Source organism: Parasphingomonas halimpatiens (genome assembly GCF_036663795.1).
Classification (GTDB): Bacteria; Pseudomonadota; Alphaproteobacteria; order Sphingomonadales; family Sphingomonadaceae; genus Sphingomonas.
On the sequence record NZ_JAXOJP010000055.1, the window covers coordinates 1 to 18613 of the forward strand.

Genomic DNA, 18613 nt, shown 5'->3' on the forward strand with positions numbered 1-18613 from the left:
GGAACGATCCATCGAAAGCTCGACCGCATGGGCAACCATCGCCAGCATCCGCATGATCACCCGCAGAATCGCAAGAGTCTCAATCAGTTGAGAAACTTTTGAATCAGGCTCTTAGAGGCGCGCGGGCTCTTTCAGACCATCGTGGCATCAGGTGGTAGGCAGTGATAGCGACCGCGGATGACTCGCAAATGGAGGCGATTGCGGGTGCTGTTAGTCCGATGGGAACCGGTCTCCACAGGATGCAGATCATTCTTTGAACTGACGGGTCTATCCCATGACCGATTGTGAACCGCGCCGACTTTGTCGGAGGCTCCAACTCCTGAAAAGTGTACCATACGACAAACTCGGGGGGTTCAGTTTTAAGCCTCGAACACCAGCTTAGTCTTAACTGAAACCATCTGAGCCAGCCGCGCTGCATCCCAGTTGGTCAGCCGCACGCAGCCATGGCTCTCCGCGCGCCCGATAGTCTCCGGATGTGGCGTTCCGCTGAGAGCCTTCGTTTCGGCCCGCGGGAGGTGATGCCGTCCCAAGGTTGTCGCGACAACACAGCTTATCGCAAAGTCAGAACACTTTATCTCATTGTCGCAAAATGTGCCTCCGAAGCCCATCGCAGCCTACGCTTTTCGCCCCGAATCTGTTGGCGACACGATTTGTTGTACTTCAAGATATACAAAAATAACAGTAAGATAGCAAAAAGTTTGGCGCGCCTGTCGCCCCGACCAATTTTACCGCACTATTTCAATAGGTTGTGCGGGCATCGAAAGGTGCCCGTTTCCGTGTGCGCTCGCCGTGTAAGGGCAGTGTAAGAAGTGCCGAGGGGAATCGCCACCCCCTCCATAACGCCCCGCAGCGACGACGCGAGCGCTGCACGGTGTTTGAAGAAGGTACGCTCGCTGGCCTAATTCTCTTCGGCCGATATAATTCCGAATTCCGGTGACAGTGCATTTATCATTCGCCGCATGCCCCGAGGCGGCCGGGGTGATGCGCACTGTGACCGCGATCACCGTGATCCGCCGTCGTCATTTCTTCGTATAGGCGATCGTTTCACATGTCTCGAATGCCGGTTGCATAACGGACTCACGCCAGACGGCGTCGAAGCCGGGTAGTTGCTCGACATATTCGAGAAGCGCGTCCCACCCCGATGCCTCCTCATGGAAGAACCATGCCTGCCCGGCCGCCTCGATCTCGCAGCAGATCAGGTCCGTGGTAAGTTCATCCCGCTTGAAAAAGGTCACTTTCTCAATGTCAGCAAGCCGCAGGCGTTGCCGAATGTCAGATGGTATTTTGTCGCGCCGGGAGCCGCGATTCGCCCACCAACTTCGCAATCTGGTCGTTCGGTTTTGGGCGTTTGCCATTCGATATACTGGTTCGTGAGTTCCCCGGACACAATATTTAATTGTTGGGCTTCGCCGTCTTGATGCACTCCACCGAATTATCCTGCTTCAGGTCGGCGGGGGCGGCGTTCGTCGTCGTGTCGATCACCTCGATCCGGCACGAATCCCACACTACGGATCGTTGCAGCACGGTATAGGCGTGGCCCGCGAGCGGCGTGAAGATCACATTATTCTGGCACACCCCTTGCGCGAAAGCGTTGCCACGCTCGACCGCGGCATAGATGTTGATCGGCGCCCCGGCCGGCACCGGCTTGGTGGTGCTCGCGCCCGTCATCATGTTGAACACCGCCAGCCGTTTCTGCCGCCTGCAGTTCGCGTCGTCGGGCAGCAGATAATATTGCTGAACGGTGGCGACGCCAAAGCCCGCGCCCCTGTCATAGCCCTTGGCCATCGTGACGGTCGCCGTCTCCATCTCGCCCGCCGCGCCCAGCATCGCAAGGCCAAGCACCGCGCTGCCGGCCGCCCTGATCCATCGCCGCATCGACCTTCCTCCCCCAAGGACCATCACGATTCCATGCCGCACCCGGCGCGTATCCGGTATCCCGGCCCGCAACCCCGCCGGTTCAGCGCGCGTTGTTCACGAACCGCGCCTCGCCAATTTCCCCGGCATGCACCGTCGCGAACCGCCAGACCAGCGCGGCACTGACGAGCGTGCCCACCATGATCGCGGACGCGGCGACATAGCTGGTTGAGATCGACGATCGCGCGACGAAGATCGCGCCGGCAACGCCCGTCGCAACGACGACGAAAGCGCCGCTCCACCGCGGCGCCGGATATTTGAGGCTGCGGCTGGCCGCTTTCGGACGGAAGAAGGAGCCGAGCATCCAGAAAGACCAGATTGCCAGCAGCAAATTCGACCTGACATCCTGCAAGACATGTTCGAGCGGCGGATTCGCGTAAGCGAGATACACCGCCAACAGTCACGCGCCCGCGACCATCAGCGCCGCCGCGTCGCATAGCTTGCCGAGACCCCGCACCAGGCGCCCACCTTTCGTCATGGACGCGAACCTAGTTGCATCCGGCCGCGCGTCAATGCGCGCACGGGCGGGCCGCATGCGCAGCGATCGCGACGCCCGCACGCCGTGCCACCTCCGCGCGGTGAAGGAGCAACCATGGCGGGATTCGGCTGGGCTTGCGATAGCTGCCGGCACCACCGGCCGGCGCGCGCAAGCGGCGCAGCACGCCCACGACATCGCTTCCAGCAATGAAAGCGCATCCGCCTGTCGTCCGCTGTTGCGCGCCGCCGGCTAATCGGGCAGTTTTCCCCGCAATGTCGGGGGGCTGCGTTGATTATCGGAATCGATCTGGGGACGACGAACAGCGCCGTCAGCGTCTGGCGTGACGGGCGCGCCGAGCTGGTGCGCAACAGTCTGGGCGATGTGCTGACGCCTTCCGCGGTGAGCATCGATGACAAGGGCAATGTGCTGGTCGGCCTCGCCGCGCGCGATCGCCAGGCGAGCCATCCCCACGCGACCGCCGTCACCTTCAAGCGGTTGATGGGCGCGTCGAAACAGGTCATGCTCGATCACCGCCCGTTCGACGCCGAGCAGCTTTCGGCGCTCGTGCTCGGCAGCCTGGCGGCCGATGTCGCGGCGCTGCTCGGCGAGCCGGTCAGCGAGGCGGTGATCACCGTGCCGGCCTATTTCAACGATCGCCAGCGCAAGGCGACGCAGCGCGCCGGCGAGCTTGCCGGCCTGAAGGTGCGTCGCCTGCTCAACGAACCGACCGCCGCCGCGCTGGCTTACGGCCTGCAGGATCGCGGCGAGAAGGAGCCGTTCCTGATCTTCGATCTGGGCGGCGGGACGTTCGACGTTTCGATCGTCGAGATCTTCGACGGCATCATCGAGGTGCGCGCCTCGGCGGGCGACAATCGCCTCGGCGGCGAGGATTTCAACGATATCGTGATCGATCTCGCCCGGCAGCAACTCGATGACGCGCTGCTCCGCTCGATCGATGCCTTGCGCCGCCAGGAATTGCTGCGCGGCGCGGCCGAGCGCGCGCGGCGCGCACTGACCGATGCCGACAGCGCCACCTTCACCATTACCGCCGGCGAGGAGCAGACCAGCGCGGTGATCACCGCCGACGCGTTCGAGCAAGCCGCCGAGCCGCTTCTCACGCGGCTGCGCGACCCGGTGCTGCGCTCGCTGCGCGACAGCAACATCCGCGCCGAGGACCTCAGCGAGATCGTGCTGGTGGGCGGTTCGACGCGCATGCCGGTGGTGCGCCGCGCCATCACGCGCATGTTCGGCCGTTTTCCCAACATGACGGTCAATCCCGACGAGGCGGTCGCGCTCGGCGCCGGCGTGCAGGCCGGCCTGCTGTCGCGCGACGCGGCGCTCGACGAGATCCGGCTGAGCGACGTCTGTCCGTTCACACTCGGCGTCGAGGTCAACGAGCAGGATGCGCGCGGCGTGGTGCGCGGCGGCATCTTCTCGCCGATCATCGAGCGCAATACGCCGATCCCGGCCAGCCGGGTACGGCGCTATTCCAACGCGCAGGACAATCAGACGACGATCACGCTCAACATCTTCCAGGGCGAGGCGCGCCTCGTCGAAGGCAATGTCCGGCTCGGCTCGCTGCCGATGGCGGTGCCGCCCCGGCCGCGCGGCCATGTCGCGGTGGATTGTCGCTTCAGCTACGACACCAGCGGTCTGCTCGAGGTCGATGTCGAGATCGTCGGCACGGGCATGAAGCAGAACCTCGTCATCGTCGACGAGGTCTATGCACCAAGCGAGATCGAACTCGCCGAGCGGCGCGCGGCGCTGGCGGCGCTCAAGGTCCATCCGCGCGACGAGAGCGCCAACGCCGCGCTGATGGCGCGGGCGACGCGCTGTTATGAAAGCTTCGTCGGCGAGCGGCGCGAGATGATCGGCCACTGGATCGGCACCTTCGAAAGCGCGCTCGACCAGCAGGAACCGCGTGCGATCGCCAAATTGCGCGACGAGCTGACCGCGGCGCTCGATCAGCTCGAGGGCGAGCGCTACCTGTGACGCATTGGGTGTGGGCAATGCTCGGCATCGCGCCGACCGACGATGTCCGCGCGATCCGCTCGGCCTATGCGGCGATGCTCAAGAGCTTCGATCCGGACGCGGACCTCGAGCGCTTCGCCCGACTGCGCGAGGCGCGCGAACTGGCGGTGCGCCTCGCACGCTCGGCCACGGCGCCGCCGCCCGAGGTCGCCGCCGACGCGGAAGGGCCGGCGGACGACGCGTTTGCGCCGGCGTCCGCCTACCCGGCCGATCCGCCGCCCGCCGCGCTCTCATCGCCGTCGCCCGAAGACCGCATCGACGCTCATTATGCGACGCTGGTCGCGATGCTTTCGGCACCGGGGGACGGGAGACCGCCCGATGCCGACACCGCGGCGCGGATGCTCGAACATTTCGAAGCGATCCTCGCCGATCCGCGCATGCAGCAGCTCACCTTCCGCGCTGCGGCGGAAGACCGTTGGCTCCACGTGCTGAGCACGACGACACCGCACTCCGACCCGCTGCTGCCGCGCGCGATCGAAGAGTTCGGCTGGCGCAATCGCGGTGGGCAGCTCAGCCAGCCCCAGGTCATCGACGCGCTGGTCCATTATGCCGACGATTCGCGCCGGCGCCACCATGTGCTCGACAGCGTCGCGCAGTTCCGTGCCGATCTGCAGAACCCGGCGCACGAACATCATCGCGCCTGGCGCGACCTGACCGGCACCGGCGACACAGACACGCCGCGCGGGCTGTTGACCGTGCCGCGCGTCAACGCGCTGATCGAGGCGCTGCGGGAATATTTTCCGCCCTTGCTGAACGAGTTGAACGAGGGCCGGGTGCGTTACTGGCAAGTCCAGGCGCAGCGGCGCGAACAGCGCAAACAATGGATCATCGGCCCGATTGCCGTGCTCGTCGTCGCGGCGTTCTTCGGTCTCGTCATGCTCGCGCCGCCCGACCCGCAGCAGCCGCCGCGACGGCCCGGCGTCGTCGACTTCCTTCCCGACAGCGTTTCGCTGCGCAACGTCGATCTGGACCTTGCCCCGGCGCTGAAGCAGGTCCTGCCCGATACCAGCGCGGCCGATGTCGCGCGGTGGAATCCCACCCTCTATGCCGCGCTCAAGCAGCGCTGGAATGACGCGCGTCGCGATGACACCACGCCCGGCTATTTCACCACCATGACGGTCGAATGGCTGCACGCGGTGTTCGCCGCCAATCTCGACCGGGCGCCACGCGACGACCTCGAGGAATATCGCCAGATCGAGGCGCATCGCCTCAAAGCGCTCGACGAACGCGGCGGCACGGCGTGCGCCGATTATATGGATGGCAAGACGCCGCCGCCGGCACTCGACCATGATTATCAGGAGCGGATGACCACGCTGGAAGGGCGCGTGATCCTCGACATGCCGTATCGCGGTCTGCCGGCGGCACCGCCCGCGCGCAGCTTCATTATCCCCGGCGCGGTGATGGCACAGATCGGCAAGCGCACCGGCCTGCCGCGCGCGCGCTTGTCGGACGCGCTCGACCGCCACGGGCCCGCCCATGCGCAATGCGCGGCGCGCATCGCGCTGATCGACGCGGTGCTGCATCTGCAAACGAGCGCGGGCCTGACGCTGTTGCGCGATATGTAAGGCTGGGCGGGTGTTTGTACCGGCGGCCCGCCCGCCCGCCCGCCCGCTCGCGCTATTGCGAAACGTAGCGCGAGGGCGCCGCCGCATTGTCGGCGCGGGTCTGATCGCGCACGCGCGGCAGTACGCAGACATGGTCGCTGGGTGTCGCCTCGCGCCAGACATAGCCGTTGCGGCACGTGTCCGGGCCCGAATGGTGGATCGTCGCGCTGACGCGGTAGCGCGCCTGCGCATTGTCGGCGCGTGCTTCGGCGCGTACCGCCGGGGTGACGCAGACATGGTCGTCGGGCACCGCCTCGCGCCAGACATAGCCGGAAATGCAGGTGTCGGGGCCATAGGCCTGGGCGGCGGCGAGGGTGAGCAACAGCGAGAGTATCACGATGTCCTCCTTGCGGGTGGCGGCACGGCCGCCGGTGAAAAGGCCGCGCGACAGGTGCACGCCCCTCCCGCCCGCGAGATGCCGTGAATCCGCGCCAGACGTATAGGACGATGGCGACACCGCGCGTCTTTGCCGGCGTTCGGTCACCGGTCGCAGCCACCCGACCGGCCCGCGCTGCGCCCGCCGCGATCGACGCCTCGCGGGTCTTGCCGCCATGAGGTTACGTTGACACCGCCCATGGTGATGAAAGAGCGACACCAACTTCCGCGTCATTCTCGGCGGTAGACGATCTCGCGCGGGACGGGGGGGGGGGGGGCGGACAGAGCAAGCCCACGCCACGCCCCGATTCAACCCTTTGCCGCATCCTGCTACGGCGCCTGACCGCGCCCGTCGCGCCGCTACTTCTCATCGTCGTCCACAAACATGATCGTCGCCCGCGGGCGAACCCGCGCCGCGCGCCCCTGCTCGCGCCCGGAACAGGTCCTGTTTCGCCCTGTTCCCGCCTGTTCCGTTGTCCTGATCGGTACCTGATAAGTTGGACATAAGTCGCCATCATCACCCGGTGCCATGGCATTGCAAAACCACGACATTGCCGCGCGCGCTGTCCAACGGAACAGAGCAAAAAAAATGCGAGCAGGAGGAACAGGAGGAACAGGAGGAACAGGAGGAACAGGCCGGGCGCCGCCAGTATCGTCTTCCGCCGCCTCATCTCTTCCGGTAACCTCGTCGCAACGGGGAGGAGGCGGATGATGCCCAACAGGCGCGATGGCAGGGCTGGAGGCGCGCGCGCCGCGCTCGCCGCGCTGCTGCTCGCAACCACCGCCGGCGTGCCGGCGGCGGCCGCCGCCGATCCGCTCACCCCGACCGGCCGCTGGAGCGCCGATCCCGGCGGCAGCGCGCCGCTCCCGCCGATGGGCTGGAGCAGCTGGAACGCCTTCAACAGCGACATCGACGAGGAAAAGATCCTCGGTTCGGCCCAGGCCTTGGTCGATAGCGGGTTGGCACGGCTGGGTTATCGTTATGTCGATATCGATGATGGCTGGTGGCTCCGCCGGCGTCAGCCCGACGGTCGCCTCGTCGTCCGCGCCGATCGCTTCCCCTCCGCCGCGCTGCCCGGTGGCGACACCAGCTTCCGCCCGCTGGTCGATCGGCTCCATGCCATGGGGCTCAAGGCGGGGATCTATTCCGATATCGGGCGCAATTCCTGCGGTCAGATCTACACCCCTGATTTCCGCAACCAGCCCGAGGGCAGCCTCGCCGAGCGCGAGGTCGGCCTGTACGGCCATGTCGAGCAGGATATCCGCGTCTATATGGTCGACTGGGGTTTCGACCTGATCAAGGTCGATGGCTGCGGCATTCGCGGCCTGGGGCAGGACAGCGCGCGCGTCCGCGCCGGCGTCTATCGCGCTTTGCCGCCGCTGGTCGACATGCAGTCGCTCGCCCGCACCGACATCGCGGCGACGCGGCGGCTCTTCGAGGCGGTCGGCGCCGCGCTGCGGCGCTATCGCCCGCTAGGCGATTATCACTATGCGCTGTGCCTGTGGGGCGCGGCGGATGTCCGCGCCTGGGGCAAGCAAGTCGGCAACAGCTCGCGCACCAGCGACGATATCCAGCCGAGCTGGTCGCGCATGCTGACCAACCTCGACGCGGTGTCGCGCCGCCCGCTTTATGCCCATCCCGGTTCGTGGAACGACCCCGACATGCTGTTCGTCGGCACCGGCGATTTCGATGCCGCGCACCTTGTCGAGGCGCGGTCGCATTTCGCGCTATGGGCGATGGTCAATGCGCCGCTGATCATCGGTTACGACCTGCGCCACGCCGCGCCCGCATTGCTCGCGCTGCTCGGCAATGCCGACATCGTCGCGCTCAACCAGGACCCCGCCGGCAACCAGGCGGTGCTGACGTTCGATTCCGACGAGGTGCAGACTTTCGTCAAGACGCTGGCGTCGGGCGAGAAGGCCGTGGCGATCGTCAATCGCGGCGCCACCCCCGTTTCCGCCGTGCTGACCGCCGCGCAACTCAAGTTTCGCGACGACGCGTCGGTCGCGCTGACCGATCTGTGGCGCGGCGAGCGCACGCGCTTCACCAGGGAGACCGCCGTCACCCTCGCCCCGCACGAGACGTTGGTGTTCCGCGCGGCCGGCACGCGCCGGCTGGCGAACGGCCTCTATCTGTCGGAACAGACCGGCCGCGTGAACCCGGCGGTCGACGGTGTCGTCGTGCCACAGCCCGATCCGACGATCCATCGCTCGATCCTGCCCTGGGTCGGTACGCGCGGCGCGGGCGAGTTCCCGCAATATGGCGGTTGGGGCGGGGCGCAGGCCGACCGCGCGCCTTATGGCCAGCCGATCCGCATCGCCGGCACGCCTTTTGACAGCGGCATCGGCGTGCTCGCCAATGCCCGGCTGGAGGTGCGCAACGCCGGGTTCGCTCATTTCTCAGCGCTGGTCGGCGTCGACGATTCCGCGCCGGGCGGCGCGGCACGCGTGTCGTTCGCGGTCTATGGCGACGGCCGGCTGCTCGCTCGCTCGCCGGTCCGCGCCGCCGGGCAGGCCGGCTGGCGCATCGACGCCGACGTCCGGGGCGTGCGCATCGTCGAGCTGGTCGCCCGCACTGCGCCCGGCCGCGCCGCCGCGCCTGCCACGCCGGTCGCCTGGGCGGAGGCGGCCCTGACGCGCGCGGATCGTTGATGTCGGTGCGAGCGATCGCACGCAGGGGAGGGAGCCTTGGCGAACCATCGTATCTATGCCGTAAGCGTCGCGAGCGTCTATCCGCTCTATGTCGCCAAGGCCGAGAAGAAGGGCCGCAGCCGCGCCGATGTCGACGCGGTCATCTGCTGGCTGACCGGGCACAGCGCGGCATCGCTGGCCGATCAGCTCGCGCAACAAACCAGCTTCGCCGACTTCTTCGCCCAGGCGCCGCACATGAACCCCGCGCGCGTCCAGATCACCGGCACCGTCTGCGGCGTGCGCGTGGAAGATGTGGCGGACCCGGTGATGCGCGAGATCCGCTATCTCGACAAACTGATCGACGAACTCGCCAAGGGCCGCGCGCTTGAGCGGATCCTGCGGCACTAGCGAGGTGCTGCTCGCCGGCGCTACGGCGGTTCGTGGAATCGCTCCAGTCTCGGATGCAAAAAAGCTCTTCAGATTCAATGTATTATGGGCGCCCACGGAGACCGGGGGCGCCCATATGTCATGCGAGCGGAAGCTCAGTTGCAGGTGTTGGTGGCAAGGCTGAGCTGCTTGAGGTTGTTCGACGACTGGCTTGCGGCACCGTCGCCGCCGGTCTTGCGCGCCGACAGCTTGGCGTTGGGAAGGCCGGAGGACTGCGCCGCGCCGTCGCCATTGATGTCACCGGTCGCCACGCGAACGCCGCCCGTCGTGGTTGCGGTGGCGCCGTCGAAAACCTTCACATGGCCTTTCAAGCCGGTGCCGTCGCCCGGCGCAGGGCGTACCGTATCCACGCCCTGCGGCGCGGACTGGCATTGCGTGCCGGCCGGCGTCTGCGCGGCCAGTGGCGTGGTGGACAGCGCCAGCAGGCACAGGCCGGCGGCGGCGATCGTCTGTTTCAACATGAGAATTCCCTTGCTCCCGGTCGCCGGTCTGAAGGTGCCGGCGCGACGCCGTGGCCATTAGCCGGCACCCCACAGCGGCGGGAGGTGCAACGGCGCACGCCGTGATGCACCGCGTTGTGCAACCGTTGCAGGCAAACGTTGCGTTCGCGGCGATTTCATGGACTACTCGCCACCCATGAAGCGGGAAGAGTTCGCCGAGCGGCTCCGGCTGGTGCTCAAGGCGCTGTCGATCAGCGGCGGTCGGCTCGCGGCCGATGCGTGCGTCGACAAGTCGCTGGTCAGTCGCTGGTGCTCGGGCGCGGTGACCCCGTCCGACCATAATCTCGCCCGCCTGACCCAGACCATCGCTGCGCGCCATCCCGGTTTCACCATGCTCGACTGGGAGCTCGATCTGCCCGCACTCGCCGCGCGCTTCGGCGTGACGGTGCCGGTGCCCGCGGCCGAGGCGGAAAGCGGCGTGCCGGGTGGCTTTGCCGAATGGCTCGCCTTGCCCAAGCTGCGCGAGGCGGCCTTTGCCAGCGGCGGCGCCAGCGCCGCGCTCGCCGGCTTCTGGCGCACGACGCGGCCCAGCCCGGAATTCCCCGGCAAGTTCGTCCACGATCACGTCGTCATGGAGCCAACCGCCGACGGCCCGCTGCGCTTCCGCATGGGGCTTTTCTCCAGCCGCGTATCGGGCTGGTCGATGGCGGTCGGCGACCAGATGTTCTGCTGCGCGACCAACATGGTCGTGGGCTCGTCGATCTTCGCGATCTTCAACCGTGTCCACCGCCCGCGCATCGACGTGCTCGACGGCGTGACCCTGGCCTGCATGGCGGATGCCGGCGGCGTGCCGGTCGCGGCCGCCTGCCTGCTCGAACGCGTCGGCCAATTGTCGGGCGATCCGGCGGCAGATGAGGCGCGTTACGAGGAACTGCTTGCGACCCATCCGATCGCGCCCGAAGGATCGGTGCCGGAGGCGATCCGGCGCCACCTGCTGTTCGACGTCGGCCCCGCCGCGCTGGCTGCCGGTGGCGATCCGGTGCTGATGATGCGATCGATGACCTCGCTGGCGCGTGGCTCTGCAGGGTAAGGCGTGGCTAGCGGAAAGGGGTGGTTTCGCGTGCGGTCGGCGTGATCCAGTGTCGCCCTATTCCGCCCTCGCCCGGCGTCGTTCTCGGCGGCTTGCCAGCGCCTGTGCCTTCGACACGGCCTCCGCCAGTCGTCCGGCGGTCAGCCGCGCGGCATAGCCGGGCCCGTCGTTCCAGCGCACGCCGGTCGGCACGTCGGGCACGATGCCGCCGACCTCGTTGCTGCCATCCTTGCGAAAACGGGCGCAGTTGGGCATTTCGAGTTTCGCCCCGCTATGGACCAGCGTGATCGGTTCGTCGAAGTCGAGATGGCCGCAACCGGCGCCACCGGTGCGCGTGCCCATCACGATCGCGGCATCATTGTCCTGCAACAGCGCGGTGAATTGCTCCGCCGCCGACCATGTTTCGTCATCGACCAGCACGATCACTGGCCCTTGCCACACGCTGTCGCGATACGGGAATTTGGCGGCGTTGAAAGCGCCCGCCGCCCAGGTCCGGCCGGCGAGCCGACCCGCCGGCAACGTCGCGAGCGGGCCGGTCGCGAAGCCGGCCTTGGCCAGCGGCGAGCATGAAGGCGCGGCACAGGGCGCCAGTCCGTCCGCTATCCCGTCCGCCTGTCGCGCAACGTCGATCAACAAGGCACGATCCGCCGGCGATGCGTGCCGCGCCTCCTTGCGCAACCATGCCGCGCGTTGCCGCCAGCTATCGACCCAGCGGGTGCCCCGGATCACCCCGATCGGGGCCGAGCGCAACGGCACCGGCGACACGATCCGCGCCGCGGCTTCGGCCCATTCCATCCCGCCGCCGTTGCGCGTCAGGTCGACGAGCAGGACCTGCGCGCCGGCGGCGCGCAGCCGTTCGACCGTCTGCATCAAGCCACGCGTCATCAGGCCATGGGCGTCGCTCGACAGCCGCTCCTCGCACCCGGCATCGCAAGGCTTGTCGAGCGCGATACGCGCACTGGCCACGACCTGTTCGCACAGCGCGGGATAGCCTTGCGGCGAGAACACCCCGACCCGGATTACCCTGATGCTCGCCCCGGCGCGCGAAGCGTCGGTGCCGACGAGACCCGCGCGAAACGGCCCGCCACCGTCAATGCCACGGTATCCAGGCAAGGCTGCGGCAGTCCCCGCCGAGACCTGTCCGGCATCAAAGCCGCGTGCGGCGCAGAATGCCGATACGCTCATCGGCGTCGCGGGCGCCGCGTTCGTCAGTGGGGGGGTGACGTCCGGGGCGGCCGGCCAGTGCAGCGCGAGATGGCCGTCCTTGAAACGCTCGATCAACCGGTCCAGCGCGCGGCGCGCGTCCGCGTCGTTGCGACTTGCCCGGATCGCGCCGGCCGCACGATCGAACCAGCGATCGAGCGAAACCTCACGCTCGACGGTCAGCCAGTCGCGATTGGGATAATCGCGGTCGATCGCGGTGCGGATTTGCCCGAGATCGGCGAGCCAGGGCGCCGGGTCCCATGCCGGCGCAGCCGCAAGCAGCAGCGGAAGCAGCGCGCATGAAACAACAGCCCTCGCGAATCGCCGCATATGACTCCCGCCGGTCGTCCGCCCGTTGAATGAAACGAGGCACGGTTTGGAGCAAGAGCGATGCGGGCCGGAAGCCGGCTATGGCGTGTCCCCGGCATGCGGCGATGCAGGCAAACCGCACCGCCGCCCGCCGTCACGCGTTCTTCGGCTTGCCGCCCTTGCTGTCGGCATCGCCCTCGGTGTTGCTCTGCTGGTTGGTCGAGGGATCGACCGGTGGCTGCACGACCGGGTCGAGCCGATCGTTCGCGGTCGCGCCCTGCGTGCTGCCCTTGGTTTCGGGTGTGCCCTGGTTGTTCGAGCTGTTGGTCATCGTCCATCTCCCGTTTTTCGATGAGATAACAACGCCGCACCCGGCAATCCGATCCACCATGAAACGTCGGCGGGCGTTACGTCCCCACCAGCGCCTGCCGAAACGCCGCCAGCCGCCGCGCGCCCTCGTCGATCACCGCATCCGCCTTCGCGAAGCACAGCCGCACGACGTTGCTTGGCGCATCCTCGGCGTAGAAGGCCGAGACGGGGATCGCCGCGATGCCCGCCTCTTCCACCGCGCGCAGGCAGAAGTTGCGGTCGTCGAGATCGATGCCCGAAGCGGCGAGGTCGACGCACAGGAAATAGGTGCTTTCGCTCGGCAGCACGACGAACCCGGCATCGCGCAGCGCCGCCGCGAGCCGGTCGCGCGAGCGCTGATAGCCGGCGCGCATCTCGGTGAACCAGGCATCCGGCTTGCCCAGGCCATAGGCGACCCCGGACTGCAGCGCGGGCGGTGTGGTGAAGGTCAGGAACTGGTGCGCGCGGGCGATCGGCTGGAGCAGGGCAGGGGCGGCGATGACGAAACCGACCTTCCACCCCGTCATCGAGAAGATCTTGCCCGCCGAGCCGATCTTGATCGCCTGTTCGGCCATGCCAGGTTCGGCGATCAGCGGATGGTGCGGGCGGTCGTCGAAGCGGACATGCTCCCACACCTCGTCGCACAGCGCGATCGTGCCGTGGCGGCGGCACGCCGCAGCGAGCAGTGCGACCTCCTGCGTGTCGAACGCACGCCCCGCCGGGTTGAGCGGGTTGTTGAAGATCACCACTTTGGGCGACGACGCAAACGCCGCTGCCACCGCCGCCTCGGTCAGCCGCCATGCCGGCGGTGCGAGCGACAGGAAGCGCGCCACCCCGCCGGCGCGCCGCACGAGCGGCAGATAGGCGTCGTAGCTCGGCTGGATCAGCAACACCTCGTCGCCGTCCGACACCAGCGCGAGGATCGCCGCCGCCAGCGCTTCGGTCGCGCCCGAGGTCACCAGTACGTCGTCGGCGCCGAACGGCAGCGCCTGGTAATGCGCATAATGCGTCGCCACCGCCGCGCGCAGCTCGGCCAGCCCCATCATCGGCGGATACTGGTTCGAGCCCGAGAGCAGCGCGTCCGCCGCGGCCTGCCGCACATCACGCGGCCCGTCGCCATCGGGAAAGCCCTGGCCGAGATTGATCGCCCCATGCGCCCGAGCCAGGCCGGACATTTCCTCGAAGATCGTCGTGCCGAGGCCGGCATAGACCGGGTTCATGGGTATTCCTCGCTGCGCGCCCGCTGGCGCCGTCGCGACCGCGCTACCGAGAAATCGGTCGCAAGGCCATCCACGCGTCGCCACGGTTGGGGCCATCAGCCGCCGCACAACGCATCCGCGCCACGCGCCGTCGCGAAGGGCAACTCTGTCTAGCTGGTGTTCATCACCGAGTCTTCATCAGATGCCACCGACCTTGCACCACAGGCCCATGCCGGAGATCGACGATGGATATGCGCAACGAGGACCCCGACTTCCTGCTCCGTCGCGCCGAGCAGGAAGCGATCCAGGCGATCCGCACCGACCACCCGGTGGCTGCCGCGGCACATTTCGACCTGTCGCTGATGTACGGCGCGCGTGCCCGCGAAGCGCTGACCGGCGAGAGCGACGCGTCGCGCGCCGCCGACGTCGCTCCGCTACGCCACGGCTAAGTCAATCCAATAGCAGCGCGCTGAAAAGCGGCTCCCGGATCTGAGCGCGAAGCGGTCCGCGAAAGATTCGTCAGAGCAGCGTCACCGATCCCGATGTCAGGCACGCCGTTCCAGCGGCACGAAATCATCCTTTCGGGATGTCGAGCATCTCCTTGATCCACCCCGTCACGCCGGGTGTCAGTTTGCAGTGCTGGGTATTTTCGGGTGACAGATAGACCGCCTTGAACGGCTTGCCCGGCTCCGGCTTGGGTTCACGATAGAGGTCGCCGGTCTGCATCGGTATGGCCAGCGCGCTCAGCGTTGGCACGAAACAGGTGTTCGACGTCTTGAGGTCAGAGTCGGTCCACGAGCCGCGCTCCTTGAACTGCCTTACCGCATCGTACCAACCGCCGGGGCAACTGTCCCATGGCTGGGTGTTGCGCACCATTGCGCTCTTCGGATCCCAGAGCACGCGTCCGGCATGAAGGATCTTGAAGCCCGCCGGCTCGCTCGGCGGCGACTTGGGCATGGCCCAAAACCGCGCGTCCGCCTTCCAGGAGCCGCCATCGCCGCGCTTGACGAACAACATCTCGTCCCCGGGGTTCAGCGGCTTGCCAGCATCGTTGCGCTGGCCGACGCCCTTGCTCGAGCCGCTGGTCGCGGCGAAACATTCGGTCTTTTGCGGCCAGTCGCCAAGCGTGTGGAACAGGCTTTGCAGCGCCCCGAAGGCGCGGTCAGGTTTGGGCACATGGGTGTGATGCCAGCCAGCGGCATATTTCTGCACCAGCATCTGGCGCGCCGATGCGGCATCGAGATATTTGTCGCGTCGTTCGCGCGCGCCCTCGTCGGTACCGGCGAAATAGTCGAGCGCGCACTGCACCGCCATCGGGATCACCGCGCCGGTAAACGGGCTGTCGAAGAAGATCGCCTTGCCGATATGGTGCGGCGATCCGCCGCTCCGCTCCTTCAATTCGATGTCGAGCAGCGCGAGGCGCGCCACGAGGCCGCCCATCGAACCGGTCAGGATCGCGCCGGGCGCGCGTTGGCGCGCCAGGCCGTTGATGAAATGGATCGACGCCGCGACCATCGCGGCATTGGCCTCGATCGGTTTGCCGGTATCGGCAAACTCGATGATGACGATGTCGTAGCCGGCCTTGCTGCGCGCCGCCTCGAGCAGTGCTGCGATATCCGGATCGGCGAGAAAATCCTCGGCGGTTGCCGACCACTGCCCGATCAGCGATTCGCCGCCGAGCATCGTCGCACCGGTGTCGAAACCGGTCCACATGAACAGCGGCCGGGCGATATGCTGGCGGCCCGGCGCATAATAGACCTTCATCGTGCCGATAGCGGCGACACGGCCGTGATAGCCGAGCATCTCCCTGCTCCAGTCGGGCGGGGGGAGCGCCAGCGCCTTGACATGGAGCGTGGCAAGCGTGGTCCGCTCATGCCCATCGGCAAAGCGCAACGTCGTGGTGATGCGCTTGTCGCCCGCCGAGGCGTAGCTGACATGGGCAGTGGCGCCGGCGGGCAGCGAGCGCGGCCCGTGCCCGTCATCGGCGTCGAGCACGATCTCGACCGGGTCGGCGCCGCTGTTGGTGGCGTGCCATGCGTGCGCGAAGCTGAAGGTCAGCGCGGCGCCGTCCGGCACCGTCTCGATCAATGGGCGGCAGAAGGTTACGCGCCGCGCTTCGAGCAGTTTCGCCCTGTCGATCTCGCCAAGATCCAGCGTGTCACCCTTGCGGATGCCGACCCGGTAATGTTCGAGCGCCGCCGGCGTGACCGCCTCGAAGCGATAGTCGACCAGCGCCAGCGGCACCACGCCCGACCACGCGGCTTTGCCGACGGCGCGGTCGAGTGCCGGCAGCGCGACCGGCGCCGGCCCATGCAGCGCGCCCTGCGCCAGTTCCCACAGGATCTGCCGGAGTTCGCCGAGCGAGACGCTCGCCGGCGCGGCCGAGGCGAAGCTGGCATCGTCGAGCGTGTGGAACAGCGGATTGTAGACGATACCGCTGGGTGCCTCGTCGGGCGCGGTCGCGCGGATCGCGGCGGCGATCGTCGCTACCGCGTCGCTCTCTTCATGTCTCTTGCTCACTTTCATATGATGCTCTCCACCGAACACGAAAAATATCCATAATGGATAGAATGTGAGAAGCGTTACAAGACAAAGACAGCCACAGTGCGGCGCCGTGGCACGCAACATTGCTGTAATGCGGTACTATAATGATGGCTCGCTAGCTTTTGTCGAGGCGGTAATTCCGACGCTGCGCCGCAGAAGCGTGGCGAATTAGCCCGGTGACATCCTCGCGGGCGTTATAATACTGCTATCTGCAGGCAGACCGTCGCGATGTTCAGGCGGTCGGTGCGCGCCGACGGGCGCCTTCCGCATGCGAGCATATCCTCGCAAGATCATGAAATTCGCGCTGGCGGCCGGGTCCTATTCGGTCGATGATGGATGTCCGTTCCCCGCCGCCGAAAGCCCGTCCATGATCGCCATCATTGCCACCATCACCGTCCAGCCCGGCAAGCAGGCCGATTTCGAGCCGATCTTCGCCGACCTTGCGGCGAAGGTCCGCGCGGACGAGCCCGGCAACGTCTTCTACCAGCTGTGCCGCAGCCGCGAAAACGACACGACCTACAAGGTGCTCGAACTCTATCAGGATCAGGCCGCGGTCGAGGCGCACCGCGTCAGCGCGCATTTCCGCGCCGCCGGCCCGCTGCTCGGCGCCGTCCTTGCCGGCCCGCCGGTCGTCGAGCTGCTCGACGCGGTGTAGAGCGGCCTGCACCAAGTCTGACCGATCGCGCCTCGCGCCACGTTTCTCCTCACTTCCCCGGCGAAGGCCGGGGTCAGTCGGGATGGCGGAACTGGTGAGCGGCAACGTCCGTCGCAGCGTCTCCCAACTGGGCCCCGGCCTTCGCCGGGGAAGTCAGGGAGAGAATGGCTAGCGGTTCAGATTTCACCAAGGCCGTTCCCGCTCGCCGAAGCGGCCGATCGGCACGGTAGGCAAGGCGGGCGCGCGACGTGTAAGGGCAGCGGTCCGATGTCTCGGGAGAGCATGGATCGTGGGGGAGCGAAGTCCTTTTGCTATGGTAGCTTGAGACCCGCCTCGCATGCTTTCGCGCGCCGGGTTTCGCGGCTTGGTTGCCCGCGGCAACCTCCGCGTCACCCTGTGCCTCGTCGGCGCCTTGCTGCTGGTGCTGGCGGCGAATGCGTGGGCGGTTGGTTATGTGTCGGCCGAGCGCTTCATCCATGCCTGGGACTGGGCCGCCTATTGGCTGCAATCTCAGGAGCTCGGCGCGCTGCTGCGGTCCGATAGCCTCGCCGGGCTGAGCGAGATCAGGCGCTCGATCGCAGTGAGCGAATATACCCCCGTGCCGGTGCTGCCACTGATGCCGTTCGCGCTCGCCTTCGGCCTGTTCACGCATGTGCAGACATTGCTCAGCGTGCAGCATTATTATCTGCTGGTGCCCGCCGCGGGAATCGGGCTTGCGGCGGTCATCGCGGCGTTATGGGGGGCGGTATGGCATCCCGGCTGGCGTGCGGTGGGCATCGCGGCGGTTCTCGCGATCGTCGTTGCGAGTTCGCTGACCTTATTCTCGTCTTCGCAAGCTGGGCGCCGGCCCGCTGCTGCCGCGGGCGCGCTTCGCGCCGCTTGTCCGCCCGGATCTCGACATGCTGCGCCGGCTGCTCGCGACACTGGCGGCGCTCAAGCCCGACCAAGTCTATGTTGCCGCCAGCTCCCAGCTGATCAACTCGAGCATCCTCGCCATGGGCTGCCGCGACATGCAGCCCGAGCTCTGCCCGCACATCGCCGTGACGCAGGACATCGACCGGCGCGACGGCTTCCCGCGTGGCATGCTCGATGCCGATTACGTGGTCCTGGCCACGCCGACGCAATATCATGTCAGACCCGAGGATCAGCGCGTCGTCGGCGTGGTTGCGCGCGACATTCGCGCGGGGCGCGGCCTCGGCCTGTTCTTCGTGCGACTGCCGGGCACCTTCGCGCTAGAGCGCGATGCGTTTAATCTGACGCATATCCTGCATGTTTGAGGAAGTTCCAGCATTCCTCGGGTGTGTAGAGATCGCAGATGTTGCCGACGGCGCGCCATAGATCGTCG

The 18613-nt window shown here is 67.1% G+C and carries 18 protein-coding genes and 1 pseudogene; 9 read left to right on the forward strand and 10 right to left on the reverse strand.

The window, feature by feature from the left end:
* Window positions 1-359: 359 nt before the first annotated feature.
* The 4 genes and pseudogenes from U1839_RS25325 to U1839_RS25340 all read right to left on the reverse strand — a co-directional run.
* Window positions 360-491 (reverse strand): annotated as a pseudogene (locus U1839_RS25325) (L,D-transpeptidase); the annotation flags it as partial.
* Between the two features lie 528 nt (window positions 492-1019).
* Window positions 1020-1235 (reverse strand): hypothetical protein, encoded by a 216-nt coding sequence (locus tag U1839_RS25330; protein WP_332806337.1) that lies wholly within the window; start codon window positions 1233-1235, stop codon window positions 1020-1022.
* 157 nt (window positions 1236-1392) lie between these two features.
* Entirely contained in the window at window positions 1393-1875 is a 483-nt protein-coding gene (locus U1839_RS25335; protein WP_332806338.1) for a hypothetical protein, read from the reverse strand.
* An 82-nt stretch (window positions 1876-1957) separates the two neighbouring features.
* Window positions 1958-2311 carry a hypothetical protein gene (locus tag U1839_RS25340; protein ID WP_332806339.1) on the reverse strand — a complete coding sequence of 118 codons (354 nt, stop codon included), beginning with the start codon at window positions 2309-2311 and terminating at the stop codon, window positions 1958-1960.
* 79 nt (window positions 2312-2390) lie between these two features.
* Here U1839_RS25340 and U1839_RS25345 point away from each other — a divergent pair, with 79 nt between their 5' ends.
* From U1839_RS25345 to U1839_RS25355, 3 genes are read left to right on the forward strand one after another with little or no spacing between them, the layout of a single operon-like run.
* Complete coding sequence (locus tag U1839_RS25345) at window positions 2391-2645, forward strand: hypothetical protein (protein WP_332806340.1); 255 nt, start codon at window positions 2391-2393, stop codon at window positions 2643-2645.
* A gap of 35 nt (window positions 2646-2680) precedes the next feature.
* Window positions 2681-4384 carry an Hsp70 family protein gene (locus U1839_RS25350; RefSeq protein ID WP_332806341.1) on the forward strand — a complete coding sequence of 568 codons (1704 nt, stop codon included), beginning with the start codon at window positions 2681-2683 and terminating at the stop codon, window positions 4382-4384.
* Window positions 4381-5988, forward strand: coding sequence for a hypothetical protein (locus tag U1839_RS25355; RefSeq protein WP_332806342.1), 1608 nt, complete (start codon window positions 4381-4383; stop codon window positions 5986-5988). Before U1839_RS25350 ends, U1839_RS25355 begins: the two co-directional genes overlap by 4 nt.
* Before the next feature lie 52 nt (window positions 5989-6040).
* On the opposite strand, the gene U1839_RS25360 is transcribed toward U1839_RS25355, so the two are convergent.
* Window positions 6041-6424: a hypothetical protein gene (locus U1839_RS25360; protein WP_332806343.1), complete on the reverse strand. Its 384-nt coding sequence runs from the start codon at window positions 6422-6424 to the stop codon at window positions 6041-6043.
* A 689-nt stretch (window positions 6425-7113) separates the two neighbouring features.
* On the opposite strand from U1839_RS25360, the gene U1839_RS25365 reads away from it, so the two are divergent.
* Complete coding sequence (locus U1839_RS25365; protein ID WP_332806344.1) at window positions 7114-9054, forward strand: NPCBM/NEW2 domain-containing protein; 1941 nt, start codon at window positions 7114-7116, stop codon at window positions 9052-9054.
* 36 nt (window positions 9055-9090) lie between these two features.
* Window positions 9091-9441 carry a DUF2200 domain-containing protein gene (locus U1839_RS25370; protein ID WP_332806345.1) on the forward strand — a complete coding sequence of 117 codons (351 nt, stop codon included), beginning with the start codon at window positions 9091-9093 and terminating at the stop codon, window positions 9439-9441.
* 134 nt (window positions 9442-9575) lie between these two features.
* On the opposite strand, the gene U1839_RS25375 is transcribed toward U1839_RS25370, so the two are convergent.
* The gene (locus U1839_RS25375) at window positions 9576-9938 is read right to left on the reverse strand and encodes a hypothetical protein (protein WP_332806346.1); all 363 of its coding nucleotides are present in this window, start codon (window positions 9936-9938) and stop codon (window positions 9576-9578) included.
* A gap of 178 nt (window positions 9939-10116) precedes the next feature.
* Between U1839_RS25375 and U1839_RS25380 the strand changes: the two genes are divergently transcribed.
* Window positions 10117-11010: a helix-turn-helix domain-containing protein gene (locus U1839_RS25380; RefSeq protein ID WP_332806347.1), complete on the forward strand. Its 894-nt coding sequence runs from the start codon at window positions 10117-10119 to the stop codon at window positions 11008-11010.
* 57 nt (window positions 11011-11067) lie between these two features.
* On the opposite strand, the gene U1839_RS25385 is transcribed toward U1839_RS25380, so the two are convergent.
* From U1839_RS25385 to U1839_RS25395, 3 genes are all read right to left on the reverse strand, one after another.
* Complete coding sequence (locus tag U1839_RS25385; RefSeq protein ID WP_332806348.1) at window positions 11068-12543, reverse strand: S41 family peptidase; 1476 nt, start codon at window positions 12541-12543, stop codon at window positions 11068-11070.
* 133 nt (window positions 12544-12676) lie between these two features.
* Window positions 12677-12853, reverse strand: a complete 177-nt coding sequence (locus tag U1839_RS25390) for a hypothetical protein (protein ID WP_332806349.1) — start codon at window positions 12851-12853, stop codon at window positions 12677-12679.
* Between the two features lie 76 nt (window positions 12854-12929).
* Entirely contained in the window at window positions 12930-14090 is a 1161-nt protein-coding gene (locus tag U1839_RS25395) for an aminotransferase (RefSeq protein ID WP_332806350.1), read from the reverse strand.
* Window positions 14091-14314: 224 nt separating this feature from the next.
* On the opposite strand from U1839_RS25395, the gene U1839_RS25400 reads away from it, so the two are divergent.
* On the forward strand, window positions 14315-14518 hold the full coding sequence (locus U1839_RS25400) for a hypothetical protein (protein ID WP_332806351.1): 204 nt from the start codon (window positions 14315-14317) through the stop codon (window positions 14516-14518).
* A gap of 124 nt (window positions 14519-14642) precedes the next feature.
* On the opposite strand, the gene U1839_RS25405 is transcribed toward U1839_RS25400, so the two are convergent.
* Entirely contained in the window at window positions 14643-16589 is a 1947-nt protein-coding gene (locus tag U1839_RS25405; protein ID WP_332806352.1) for a lipase family protein, read from the reverse strand.
* Between the two features lie 292 nt (window positions 16590-16881).
* Between U1839_RS25405 and U1839_RS25410 the strand changes: the two genes are divergently transcribed.
* Both U1839_RS25410 and U1839_RS25415 read left to right on the forward strand, forming a co-directional pair.
* A complete protein-coding gene (locus U1839_RS25410) occupies window positions 16882-17268 on the forward strand; it encodes a putative quinol monooxygenase (protein WP_332806353.1) in 387 nt (128 codons plus the stop codon).
* Between the two features lie 899 nt (window positions 17269-18167).
* Entirely contained in the window at window positions 18168-18545 is a 378-nt protein-coding gene (locus U1839_RS25415) for a hypothetical protein (RefSeq protein ID WP_332806354.1), read from the forward strand.
* The last annotated feature ends 68 nt before the right edge of the window (window positions 18546-18613 follow it).